This is a genomic window from Corynebacterium nasorum, from assembly GCF_030229765.1.
In the GTDB taxonomy this organism is placed as follows: Bacteria; Actinomycetota; Actinomycetes; order Mycobacteriales; family Mycobacteriaceae; genus Corynebacterium; species Corynebacterium kefirresidentii.
The window spans coordinates 1-10,594 of the sequence record NZ_JASPGY010000014.1; the positions used below are offsets into that span (position 1 = coordinate 1).

At 53.0% G+C, this 10,594-nt stretch carries 19 protein-coding genes; 16 read left to right on the forward strand and 3 right to left on the reverse strand.

All coding sequences use genetic code 11. The annotated features are described in order from the left end of the window. Nucleotides 1-423 (reverse strand): hypothetical protein (locus tag QP904_RS11455; protein WP_284836098.1); only part of this gene is annotated, 423 nt, incomplete at its 3' end. A gap of 165 nt (nt 424-588) precedes the next feature. On the opposite strand from QP904_RS11455, the gene QP904_RS11460 reads away from it, so the two are divergent. The 16 genes from QP904_RS11460 to QP904_RS11535 all read left to right on the forward strand — a co-directional run bounded on the left by QP904_RS11460 (nt 589) and on the right by QP904_RS11535 (nt 9,760). Further along, entirely contained in the window at nt 589-762 is a 174-nt protein-coding gene (locus QP904_RS11460; RefSeq protein WP_284836099.1) for an excisionase family DNA-binding protein, read from the forward strand. 110 nt (nt 763-872) lie between these two features. After that, on the forward strand, nt 873-1,031 hold the full coding sequence (locus QP904_RS11465; RefSeq protein WP_284836100.1) for a hypothetical protein: 159 nt from the start codon (nt 873-875) through the stop codon (nt 1,029-1,031). Continuing rightward, on the forward strand, nt 1,015-1,188 hold the full coding sequence (locus tag QP904_RS11470) for a hypothetical protein (protein WP_284836101.1): 174 nt from the start codon (nt 1,015-1,017) through the stop codon (nt 1,186-1,188). Before QP904_RS11465 ends, QP904_RS11470 begins: the two co-directional genes overlap by 17 nt. Beyond that, nucleotides 1,179-1,475, forward strand: a complete 297-nt coding sequence (locus QP904_RS11475; protein ID WP_284836102.1) for a hypothetical protein — start codon at nt 1,179-1,181, stop codon at nt 1,473-1,475. Before QP904_RS11470 ends, QP904_RS11475 begins: the two co-directional genes overlap by 10 nt. 258 nt (nt 1,476-1,733) lie before the next feature. After that, on the forward strand, nt 1,734-2,645 hold the full coding sequence (locus QP904_RS11480; RefSeq protein ID WP_284836103.1) for a YqaJ viral recombinase family protein: 912 nt from the start codon (nt 1,734-1,736) through the stop codon (nt 2,643-2,645). Continuing rightward, the gene (locus QP904_RS11485; RefSeq protein WP_284836104.1) at nt 2,645-2,824 is read left to right on the forward strand and encodes a hypothetical protein; all 180 of its coding nucleotides are present in this window, start codon (nt 2,645-2,647) and stop codon (nt 2,822-2,824) included. Before QP904_RS11480 ends, QP904_RS11485 begins: the two co-directional genes overlap by 1 nt. After that, nucleotides 2,821-3,024: a hypothetical protein gene (locus QP904_RS11490; protein WP_284836105.1), complete on the forward strand. Its 204-nt coding sequence runs from the start codon at nt 2,821-2,823 to the stop codon at nt 3,022-3,024. The genes QP904_RS11485 and QP904_RS11490 overlap by 4 nt, the downstream gene beginning before the upstream one ends. Continuing rightward, entirely contained in the window at nt 3,025-3,804 is a 780-nt protein-coding gene (locus QP904_RS11495; RefSeq protein ID WP_284836106.1) for a recombinase family protein, read from the forward strand. It begins immediately after the preceding gene. Then, nucleotides 3,805-4,125: a hypothetical protein gene (locus tag QP904_RS11500; protein WP_284836107.1), complete on the forward strand. Its 321-nt coding sequence runs from the start codon at nt 3,805-3,807 to the stop codon at nt 4,123-4,125. It abuts the gene before it with no gap. Next, nucleotides 4,126-4,626, forward strand: coding sequence for a single-stranded DNA-binding protein (locus tag QP904_RS11505; protein WP_284836108.1), 501 nt, complete (start codon nt 4,126-4,128; stop codon nt 4,624-4,626). It begins immediately after the preceding gene. A 190-nt stretch (nt 4,627-4,816) separates the two neighbouring features. Next, entirely contained in the window at nt 4,817-4,978 is a 162-nt protein-coding gene (locus tag QP904_RS11510) for a hypothetical protein (RefSeq protein WP_284836109.1), read from the forward strand. 78 nt (nt 4,979-5,056) lie between these two features. Continuing rightward, entirely contained in the window at nt 5,057-5,410 is a 354-nt protein-coding gene (locus QP904_RS11515; protein WP_284836114.1) for a dUTP diphosphatase, read from the forward strand. Between the two features lie 130 nt (nt 5,411-5,540). Then, a complete protein-coding gene (locus QP904_RS11520) occupies nt 5,541-6,356 on the forward strand; it encodes a hypothetical protein (protein ID WP_284836110.1) in 816 nt (271 codons plus the stop codon). Continuing rightward, the gene (locus QP904_RS11525) at nt 6,356-6,757 is read left to right on the forward strand and encodes a RusA family crossover junction endodeoxyribonuclease (RefSeq protein WP_284836111.1); all 402 of its coding nucleotides are present in this window, start codon (nt 6,356-6,358) and stop codon (nt 6,755-6,757) included. Before QP904_RS11520 ends, QP904_RS11525 begins: the two co-directional genes overlap by 1 nt. 561 nt (nt 6,758-7,318) lie before the next feature. Next, entirely contained in the window at nt 7,319-7,537 is a 219-nt protein-coding gene (locus tag QP904_RS11530) for a hypothetical protein (RefSeq protein WP_284836112.1), read from the forward strand. 1,131 nt (nt 7,538-8,668) lie between these two features. After that, nucleotides 8,669-9,760 carry a P-loop NTPase family protein gene (locus QP904_RS11535; RefSeq protein ID WP_284816900.1) on the forward strand — a complete coding sequence of 364 codons (1,092 nt, stop codon included), beginning with the start codon at nt 8,669-8,671 and terminating at the stop codon, nt 9,758-9,760. Nucleotides 9,761-10,115: 355 nt separating this feature from the next. Here the strand turns inward: QP904_RS11535 and QP904_RS11540 are convergent, their stop codons facing one another. Both QP904_RS11540 and QP904_RS11545 read right to left on the reverse strand, forming a co-directional pair. After that, nucleotides 10,116-10,274 (reverse strand): hypothetical protein, encoded by a 159-nt coding sequence (locus QP904_RS11540; RefSeq protein WP_284792230.1) that lies wholly within the window; start codon nt 10,272-10,274, stop codon nt 10,116-10,118. Nucleotides 10,275-10,373: 99 nt separating this feature from the next. Continuing rightward, nucleotides 10,374-10,594: HNH endonuclease (locus tag QP904_RS11545; protein WP_284836113.1), on the reverse strand; the 221-nt coding region annotated here is incomplete at its 5' end.

Sequence of the window (10,594 nt, forward strand, 5' to 3'; positions counted from 1 at the left end):
CGCATCCTGGTCAAATTTTCTTGGCATATTCCAGATTTCCCATCTACTCAAACGGAACAAAACCTGGGACACTTCAGCCACACCTTCTAATTGGTCTAATGGGGCTTTCAGAATTCCCGGTTCGGATCTTTCGGACCACCCGTGTGGATAGGCAAAAATTGCTTTAGTCCACTGGGGTATGAACCGGTCGTAAACCGTGACAGGGACGCCTTCGCGTTTGGCAACTTCAATTGCCTCTACGACTTGATTTAGTCGGGTTACAGCAAGCCTATGGTCTGCCCATATTTGAGCAGTTCGACTTTGAAATTGGGAGTTATTTTCACCGTTCTGCTTGTTAAAGTTTCTAGCTTCCTTAGCTGTCTTGGTGCGGCCATCAGTCCACCCCAAAAGCTGCCTGTGAAGTAATTCTGCTGGGTTTGCCATGAGTTCTATTTAACCAGCACACGCAAATGTTTCTCGGTGGGGTGCGCACACCACAAATCACGCACAACCCTTTTTCTCTTGAGCATGAAAAGGCGGGACCCCTTTTGACTTCCACGTCCGGGGTCCCGACCTTGTGCAATCCCTATCTGTCCAGGAAGGAACACTATGAATACTACCACGTGGCTGCTGGCTGATGAAGCAGCTGAATACATGAGGATAGACCGCGACACCGTGTACACGCTTTTGCAGCGTGGCGAGTTACGCGGCGTGAAAGTTGGTCGCAGGTGGCGTGTGCGCCGTGATTGGTGCGACGCCTTTTTGATGGGGGAGTCGGTATGAGCTGGCTAAAAAGACTGCTGCGCCGCCGTCGAAATCCCCGCACCCTGAAGTTCACAATCTACTGGAGATAAAAGATGCGTCAGATTACGCACGCTGAGGCGAAAGCCCACATGACTGATATTGAAACCCGCCTGAAAACCATCTACCAACTGGCACACCTACCGGAGAAAACCCGCCGCCAGATTCTCACCCTCGCTGGTGGTGCCAACAGCATCGCCGGCCAAATCGCAGCCCATGAAAGGAAAGTCCGCAATGCAACCCACAAATAACCGCCCGGAGCGCCACGAACCAACCCATAAGGAGGTTGCATATTGGAAGGACGTAGCTGAGAAACGTATCCGTTTCGCATGGGCTACCGGCATCTTCGGCGCCATGATTGGTTTCCTATTCCACCTCGTGATTTCGGTGCCACCAGTATGGATGTAAAGACCCGAATCAGGAAAGACCAAGAAGCGGGATTGTGGAATGTTCACGACCAGGACCTCACCTTTCCAGCCACTAGCTGGGGTGAGGCGATGCATTTCGTACACGACCTGCGCCGCCATCGTGCCCACGAGCAGGTCTTCACCACGCAGCAGCTAGTCGCGGAAGAATACCCGCATTTTGTGCGACTGCTTGGACCTGAGCTTGCTAAGCAGCGTCTAGCCACGGTCTACGGCGTGAAATGCAAGACGATTGAAGAATATGTCAGGAAGGGGTCGAGATGCTGCTAATGCCAGCTAGATACCGGGAGGGGTTGTGGTGGGTGAATCTTCCAACCCCTACCTCGTTCACGTCACGTAAAGCCGCGAATGAGGCCTTAGACCAGTTCAAGGAAGAGTACGGGTGCCTGCACACGGAATGTAATGAACTCGGAACCGACGATATTGGGTTGGGGTTCGGGTTCCGCTTCTGCGAGTTCCATGCGCGGAGAGCGAAGAAGATTCTGAGCAGGTCAAACCGGGGGACTGCGATTTTTAGGGGAGCGTCTTTTGAAAACATTTAAACCAGATAATGAGGAAGCGTGGTTCGAGTTCCGCCGCCAGCACCTCACCTCAACGGAGCTAAGGGACCTGCTTTTAAGCAGGACTGCTAGACAGTGGCAGGAGCTACGCGAGCAGAAGGAAACAGGGAAGCGGTGGGGCGGTAATGATTACACGGTTTGGGGCACAGCCCGTGAACCTATACTGGCTCCGCTTGTGGTCGAGGTTGATTCGCGTCTTGTGTACAACGCGGACCCGCAAACCATCATCATCAACCCAGACGATGAACGCCTGTGTGGCACCCCAGACCTATACAGCGAGGACGGGGAGGTGATTGGTGAGATTAAGACCGCTAAGCACCCGTTCACTGGTGGGTATTGGCATGATTGGTGCCCCGACGGGTACTACCTGCAAGTACAGGCAAACATGTGGCACGCGGGCGCCGAAGCATGCGTGCTGCTAGTGGAGTACTACAAGGAGCAGGACGGGGAGTTCACCCCGGACGGGTACGAGTATCAGGTAATCCACTATGACCCCAAGGCGGTGGAGGACATGCAACGCACCGCCGCGCAATGGTTCGCCTGGCTGGAAGGCACCACCCCGGATTGGATGGGTGAGGTCACCAGCCTAGAAGACGCCGACGAGGTAGAAGACCTCGTAGCGCAACTAGCGGACGCGGAAGAAAAATCCGCCAGCTGGTCTGACCTAGCCAAGACGTACAAGAAAGACCTTTTGAAACTACTCGGTGATTCCTACGCGGGTACGCACGCCGGCTACAAGGTGAGTGTTTCCACCACCAAGGATTCTAAGACTTTCGACTCTAAGGCGTTTAAGACCGCCCACCCAGACCTCTACGCCGAGTTCAACACCAAAACCCGACGAGGCGCCACACGCCTCCGGCTTACAAAGGTAGTGAACTGATGCCCCTATTTGCGCCAGGGTCTACATACCCCACTAAAGACCAAAAGAAGCGCGCGCTCAACCGCGCACAAAGCGAAGCCTTCGACTGGATGGTCGACCACGGAGACACGTTCCCCGAACTGCGTGACCTCTACCAGCAAATCCACGACCAAGTAGACAAGGAGCGCCAGAAACTATGAGTAATCCCAGTGACATGCCCCACCGGCGGCTGGAAGTCGCACGAACAGCAACAGAAGCCAACTACGCAGCGTTGACCGCATTCGCCGACCAAGCCATCTACCTCATGGAGTGCTTCACCGCCCGCGACCATGATGAGGAAACCGCCCTCACACTCACAGAAATCACCCTCGCCCGATTCGACGACGAAAGGAACATCTAAATGAGTAATGAAATCGCCACTAATAGTTTTGAGAATAATCTGGCGGTGCAGATGAAGCACGCGGAGGTTCTGTCTCAGGCAAACATGATTCCCGACAAGTTCAAAGGCAACCCCGCCAACGTGCTCGTAGCCCAGGAGCTGGCACAGTCCATGGGTGAATCCACATGGGTAACCATGTCGGAGTTGTACTTCGTAGGCAACGTGCCCACCTTCTCCGCGAAGTACATGCGTACCCGTGTCCGCGCCGCGAAGCACATTCTGCGCGAATCCTTCGACCCGGAAACCATGACCGCAACCTGCACCATCATCCGCCACGATGACCCGGATTTCGAGCACACTATCCGCTGGGATAAGGCCAAGGCCGAAGCACACGGCCTGTGGGGTAAGGGCCACTGGAAGAAGAACCCAGAGCTGATGCTGAAGAACCGTGCTGTGTCCGAGTGTGTACGCGAAGCCTGCAACGAGGTCATGGGTGGTGTGGACTACACCCGCGAAGAGGTCGAAAACGGCAACTTCAACACCGGCCCAGTCACCGCTACTGCCACTCGTCAGGATGTGACGCAGCAGGCCCTTGCCGCCCCGGCTCCGAAGAAGAAACAGGAACCGGAGCCGGCGGGGGAGGATGACCAGTTCGTGGAGGACGTAAAAGCCGCCCTCGCTGAACTCACCAGCCCGGAAGAGGTCACCAACTTCATGCAAGAAATCCGCCAAGACGCAGACGTTCCCCAAGCCGTCCTCGACCTCGGACGCACCCGCTGGAACGAACTACAGGAGCAGTAAATGCCCATCAAGTTTGTGCGCTCCCTCCCACCACGTGGCGGGCGGGACAACATGAACCCTGAACGTGCCAATGAACTGTTGGATGAGATGTTGGCGAACAACGGCATGTGGGCAGAAGTGCCCATCACCCACCTCTACCCAACAATCGAGCACCTACCGCCGGACAAACTACGCGGCCGGGCGCGTAGCTTCGCAGACCGAATCCGCCAAGGCACCGTACCCATATTCAACGAATACCCCTGCGAAGCCGTATCACGCGGCGCCAAAGTCTACATGCGCGCCAACCTCAACAAACGACAACTCAAAGAAATGGAACTCTAAATGGCAGGCGAAACCCCAATCACCATCATCGGCAACATCGTCGCAGAACCCGAACTACGATTCACACCAGCAGGTGCAGCAGTATGCAACTTCCGCGTCGCATCCACCCCACGCACCTACAACAAGCAAATCCAGCAGTGGGAAGACGGCGAAGCAATGTTCCTCACCTGCAACGCCTGGAAACAACTAGGGGAGAACACAGCAGAATCCCTAGTTAAGGGCATGCGCGTCATTGTGACCGGCAAGCTAAAGCAGCGCAGTTTCCAAACCCGCGAGGGCGAGAACCGAAGCGTCTTTGAGATCGACGTGGAAGAAGTAGGCCCATCGCTGCGCTACGCCACCGCCCAGGTGAACCGTAACCCACGTGAGGGTGGCGGACAACAGCAGCCCAACAATGCGCAGCAGCAGTGGAACAACGCCGCGCAGAATGGACAAACCGCTGCTAGTGGGGCGTGGTCCCAGCCAGCACAGGCAGGCCAAGACCAGACGCCTCCATTCTAGGGAGCAATCATGCAGACACTCATCGACCTACTATCCGCCTACGCCTACACCCCAGACGGCGGCATAGCAGACCCCAACCACCCCATATACGCACTCATCTGGGCACTGAAACTCATCGCCTAGACCCCACCACCTAGCCCCGCTGTTTAGGACCTCCACAGTCCACAGGCGGGGTTCTTTTTTGCCCCGCATGAAATACCAGCCCCTCTACGAACACCTACTTGATGATGTCCGCCAGCTCAAGCTCGACTTCGAAACCCTCGCAGCAGGCAGCAGCCTCTACCGCGATGCTTACTTCGACGCGGCAGACATGACGAAATTCATCCTCGAAAAAGACGAACAACGACACTGAAAGGAACCCAAATTGCTTTACTACTCCCTAGATAAGGACGCGTATCAGCCTCGGTTTGCTTATGAGGGTGATGCCGGCATGGACCTCGCCCTATCCCACGACCTCACAGTGCCTGTAGGGGCGCATCGTATGGGGACCACGGGAGTCCATGTGGCCATACCAGAAGGCCATGTAGGGATGCTGTTTGTGCGTTCCAGTACTGGAATCAAACGGAACCTCGTTCTAAGTAACGGCACCGGCATTATTGACCAGGGTTTTCGCGGCCAAATCAAGTTGAGCCTGCATAACACTGGCGACACCACACAGCACATTCAGGCCGGCGACTACATCGCACAACTCGTAGTAACCCCCACCCACAACCACGACATCTGCGAAGTACCCGCCCTCCAACACACCCAACGCGGCATCAACGCAATCGGAAGCAGCAACTAAATGCCCACCCATCAGCAGCGTGAGGACATGCGCGCATACCTCGAATCCCAAGACCTGTACTGCGCCCGCCCAGACTTCCTCGACGCACTAATCCAGTTATTCCAATCCATAGAGAAAGGAGGAGAAGATAATGCCCCACGACCCTCGCGTGTACGCGGTCATCACTCATGATTTTGCGGATTCGCCGAAGATGCAAGTGGTGTCTGTGGAAGCCCGGTGGGCACTCCTAGAGATGATTTTGTATAGCTGTCGGATGCAGACAGATGGGGTGTTAAGCAAACGGCTAGCAGCTGCTAAGTGGCCGCTTGACGTGTGCTTGGAGCTTGCTTCCAACGATGGCGAAAAACCGTCACTTGTAGAGACTGAAAACGAGTGGATTATTCACGATTTTTTGGAGCATCAGACCTCAAAAGCAGAGATTGAGGCCCGGAGAAAGCAGAAACAAGAAGCCGGGCGTAAGGGTGGATTGGCTAAGAGAGCTGGGAAAACAACCCCCGCAAGCAGAAGCCAAGCAGGTGCTAAAGCAAGTGCTAAGCAAACACTCAAGCAGAAGCGAAGCAAACCTAAAGCAGAAATAAGAAATAAGAAGGGGGGAGGGGGACACGAAAATGGCACCGCTAACGCACCAGAAAACAGCGCCGAAACGACCCCTCAACCTCAAAGTCTGGACGAGTTAGCGGCGGCTCACGCCGCCAGCCAACCCGACCCACGCCGCTGCCCAGACCACCAACACCTCGCACCCGGCACCGTCCCCAAATGCGGCCAATGCGCAGAAGCCCGCCGCGCCCATGACGAACGGCAAGAAACCACGAAAGCAAACGAGCGTAAACAACGCCGCCAAGCAATCAACAACTGCGACCAATGCGACGAAAACGGGTGGGTAAAAGGCACCAACCCCGCCAGGCGCTGCACCCACAAACCACCAAGAAAGCAACCACCATTTTGATGAACACCATCACTTTCCGAGTAGACGGAATCCCAGCCACCCAAGGCTCAAAGAGGCACGTGGGACGCGGCGTCATGGTCGAGATGAACAAGAAACTTCCTGCATGGAGAAAAGCAATCATCAACACCGGACGCACAGTAGCCCCAAAACAGCCCCTAGATTGCCCTGTAAGCGTCGAAACCACCATCTGGGTGCCACGGCCTAAGAAACCCCGATTCAACGTGCCAGCAACCCCAGGAGACCTCGATAAGTACCTAAGAGCAATCGGCGATGGCATCGAACAAGCCGGCATCGTCAAAAACGACGCCCGCATCACCCACTGGACAGCCACCAAACACTACGCCAACAACACCAACCCACCCGGCGCCCACATCACCATCACATGGAAGGACACCAAATGATTTACGCATGGCCCTTTGACGACACCAACGAACCCAACCCAGACGAACTCGAAGAACAAGAAGACGACTCCTGGAAAGACCGCGCCTACGACCTCTGGGCAGACAAATAAACCAACCACAAGGGAGGTAAAACCATGACACTCACAACCCCAAACCACGCCGGCCCATAAGCCAACTCGACGTAGCCCCCCCTCATGCTCGACGAAATCAAACACCAAATACGAGAACTCGACCACAAACTACGCCGCACACGACCACCAGAACCAATAGGAGAGCCGCAAGAAGTGTGGCTTACCGCAAAAACTCTCACCTACAAGTTGAGACAACAGGGGTACCAGATCACACCCGAACTACTTAGGAAATGGGCAGAAAGAGAAAAAATTCGAAAAGGACAATCAACCAAAGGCACTAACCGGTATTTGCTAAATGACGTGCAGAGATTGCTTTACAAAAAGGCGGGAACGAAGCAATATCGAGAAACGCAACCATGACCCGCTGGTGCTCAATGTCCGTGCCGCATACTATATTCAGACATACTTGAAGCAGAGGAGGTCCTAAAATATGTCACTTACAATCAGGCGTCATACACCGGAAGATTTATACCGCCGCCACGACGAGCTTTCGAAACAGCTTACTAGTGCATATTCCTCAGTTGAAGGCGCTCCGATCAGCCTCCGGGATCTTCGTGACTTGGCTTCAATGGGTTGCCTTTCGATGGAAGAACGTGAGCTTTATGACGAACTTCGTCGCGTAGAAATGATGCTCGACATTGACGAGTAGCTCAGTCACGCAACGGGAATTCAGCGACAAATCAGCACAAGATTTCGCTTCCGAGGTGCTTGCAATATTGATGGCAGCACTGCCGCTGCGGGAATCACAACTCAAGAAACGTCTTGACGTAAATGACCAGTCTGGTGTTTACGTCATTTCGTTTCAGGCACCGCTGCATTACGGTCGGGGGACCTCAAGCATTGAAGAATGCGAATGTATCAGTCCCTGTGATCTGTATGCCCTAGCTGTTACTTATAAGCTGCAAAGTGACCGAAGTGGACAGTACCTGACCGTTAGACACAGTGATTACTCAATCCGTGTCCATACACAATCTGCAATCAAATTTGAATACGAGCGAGACAAGGAGCGGGTTCCAGCTGCCCATATTCATTTTTCGGGCATTGGAGGTCTTCTTAGCCCAGCCCTAATGAAAAATGGAAGGACTAGTAAAACCGATAAAAGGAAAGATGGAGACATAAGTCCGCTCCATGTACCGGTAGGAGGCCATCGATTCCGGCCATCTCTCGAAGAATTTCTGTATTTCGTAATTCAGGAATGCGGGTTTCGAGGAAAAAACGGTTGGGAGGTAGCGCTGAAACATTCTCGAGAAAAGTGGTTTGACATCCAACTCCAGGCATCTGTTCGAGATAACCCCGCCGTCGCGATGGATGCTTTAAAACGCTTAGGATTCACAGTGACCCCACCAGAAACTGGGTGCCCTCCTTCACGGCGGCATGACAGCTGGTAACTGTCACGCACTGCGCTATAATCGACGCGACGACAACTTATACCCTCAACACACGTCGGAGTATTTGTTGACTTAAGGATTAAGAGCTCCTGCCTCGTGGTGCGTTACGAGCAGGTGACCGAGACAGACTCATAGCTCGCTTCAACTTCTTCAGGGCCTGGTGGGCTAAGCAGATCTTCAAATCTAAAATGCGATGAATGAGCAAGGCATGATTCTAGCCCAAAAATAAAAGGCCTTGGAAGACACCAAGGCCAACAAACAAACGCACAAAACGCTTAGTATCAGTATCTAACCCGAACCCATTATGCTGCTCCGCATACTGAGCAATATTTCCAGGGAAGATAGCGGTATAAAAAGCCGCCAACGCAACACCAAATAAAAACAACCCTCAAATGAGCATGAAAACCCTAACCATCCCCCTCAACACGCCCCACCTAGACGCACTCCGCGACGAAATCAACAACGGCGCACTAATCCTGCTAAGTACTCTCGCAATAACAGCACTACTAGCAGCAATCACACGACAGGTTTACTTTTTCACTCGGTATCGAGACCCAGCAGTGCGCCGCCTAGCAAAACACAAAGCAACAGTTGAATTCAAAGCAAACGTGAAAATTAAAGAAATCAGCCCACAAGGCTGGATGAAAATAGCACCAGGCGACAGAGAATGGTGGAAGCTACTAACCCGAACCAAACAACTCGACAACATCCTCAAAATCCCAACCAGAATCAAAATCGCAGACCAACGCGTACAAATATCAAAGAAACTCCCAAACTCAGCAGCAATCCCCGGAAAAATCACCTACGACCAAAACAAAGACATCCTCACAATTGGACGCAACACCCAAACAGGAGAGAAAACCCACCTACAACTCAGAAAAGCCTCCAACATCCTGGTCGCCGGCCTACCAGGAAACGGAAAAACCGCCCTCCTCAAAGGCATCATGAACGCCGTAAGACCAGACGCACATGTAACCTACTTCCACGGCGCAATTGAAACCGAACAAGCTATCACCGATGCCTTAGAGGCACTCGAAAACTTAAAACAACAACGCCTAAAAGACGGCATCGACTACTGGAACGGAAAAACCAAACACCGACGACTAGAAATCTTCATCCTCGACGAAAGCCAACAATACTTTAAAGCAAAAAACACAAAAAACACGGCAACCCCACCCCCAGATGCAAAAGCCACAAAAACCGCAAACATCATGAAAAACTGCCACCAAGCAGGAATCATTGTCACAATTGCCACCGCCGACATCACACCAACCGCCATACCCGCCCCGATACGAAACCAAACCAACACCAAAATATGCACCAACGTGCACACCATAGACCAAGCCCAACTCATACTCGGACGAAAACCAACAAAAACCGACCCCAAAACCATAAAACTTCCTCCCGGAAGAATGATAATCAGTGATAGCAACCAAAACTGGGAACAATTCGACATCTACAATTCAGAAAAACCTTTAGAATAGACAACCACGGAAGATAACGAGGCAACTCACTCAAACCTCTAAACCACCCCTAGAGATGACGATAAACCACTCGAATTCGAAGATTCTATTCTCTGTTCAAACAACTGGACGCTAAAGCGGCCTCCAGGAGTACTTCATACGTATTCCCAATCGAAATCAAGTTCGTTATAGCGACTGTAAAGTCGGCGAGAAGACGTCAACACACTGGGAACAGGCCACTCTCGAGACCCGTACGTACCCTAAACGCCTTGGTCGCCCGTGGGTTGGAGAGTTGTGGGGGCGGGGGTTGCCCCTGGGTGGGGGTATGAGTAAACCCCCGAGGTTTGGTGGCCTCGGGGGTTGTTTGGCTTGTGTTTTAGAAGCCGAGGATGTTGCGGTTGAACTCGTTGAGTGCGTCTGGGATGAGGTATGGCAGCTTGCGGAAGAAGAGGCTTGCCTGCTCGAGGGTGTCCCAGCCGTTGGAGATGGCTGCGTGTGCTGCTTCTTGTGCGTTGGTTACGAGGTCTGCAATCATTTGTTTTCCTTTCGTGTTTGGGTTTGTGCTTTGTTGTGCACGGTGTGCACTTTACGTGATGGGGTGTGGTGGTGTGCAACTTTGGGGTGTGGGGTTTGGTTAATTGGTGAGTCCTGGGTGTGGTTGTTGTGGGAGGTGGAGGAGCTTTTTCTTTTTTGCCTTTCCGGTGCGGGTTTCTTGGGTGGTTTTGTTGGTGTGGCATTGGTGACAAAGTACGCGGAGGTTTTCTAGGTTATGTGTTCCTCTGAAGTGTCCCAGGTTTTGTTCCGTTTGAGTAGATGGGAAATCTGGAATATGCCAAGAAAATTTGACCAGGATGC

Coding starts and splice junctions, on each gene's coding strand:
- QP904_RS11460 (WP_284836099.1), top strand. CDS start 589: ATGAATACTACCACGTGGCTGCTGGCTGATGAAGCAGCTGAATACATG.
- QP904_RS11465 (WP_284836100.1), top strand. CDS start 873: ATGACTGATATTGAAACCCGCCTGAAAACCATCTACCAACTGGCACAC.
- QP904_RS11470 (WP_284836101.1), top strand. CDS start 1,015: ATGCAACCCACAAATAACCGCCCGGAGCGCCACGAACCAACCCATAAG.
- QP904_RS11475 (WP_284836102.1), top strand. CDS start 1,179: ATGGATGTAAAGACCCGAATCAGGAAAGACCAAGAAGCGGGATTGTGG.
- QP904_RS11485 (WP_284836104.1), top strand. CDS start 2,645: ATGCCCCTATTTGCGCCAGGGTCTACATACCCCACTAAAGACCAAAAG.
- QP904_RS11490 (WP_284836105.1), top strand. CDS start 2,821: ATGAGTAATCCCAGTGACATGCCCCACCGGCGGCTGGAAGTCGCACGA.
- QP904_RS11495 (WP_284836106.1), top strand. CDS start 3,025: ATGAGTAATGAAATCGCCACTAATAGTTTTGAGAATAATCTGGCGGTG.
- QP904_RS11500 (WP_284836107.1), top strand. CDS start 3,805: ATGCCCATCAAGTTTGTGCGCTCCCTCCCACCACGTGGCGGGCGGGAC.
- QP904_RS11505 (WP_284836108.1), top strand. CDS start 4,126: ATGGCAGGCGAAACCCCAATCACCATCATCGGCAACATCGTCGCAGAA.
- QP904_RS11510 (WP_284836109.1), top strand. CDS start 4,817: ATGAAATACCAGCCCCTCTACGAACACCTACTTGATGATGTCCGCCAG.
- QP904_RS11515 (WP_284836114.1), top strand. CDS start 5,057: ATGGACCTCGCCCTATCCCACGACCTCACAGTGCCTGTAGGGGCGCAT.
- QP904_RS11520 (WP_284836110.1), top strand. CDS start 5,541: ATGCCCCACGACCCTCGCGTGTACGCGGTCATCACTCATGATTTTGCG.
- QP904_RS11525 (WP_284836111.1), top strand. CDS start 6,356: ATGAACACCATCACTTTCCGAGTAGACGGAATCCCAGCCACCCAAGGC.
- QP904_RS11530 (WP_284836112.1), top strand. CDS start 7,319: ATGTCACTTACAATCAGGCGTCATACACCGGAAGATTTATACCGCCGC.
- QP904_RS11535 (WP_284816900.1), top strand. CDS start 8,669: ATGAGCATGAAAACCCTAACCATCCCCCTCAACACGCCCCACCTAGAC.
- QP904_RS11540 (WP_284792230.1), bottom strand. CDS start 10,274: ATGATTGCAGACCTCGTAACCAACGCACAAGAAGCAGCACACGCAGCC.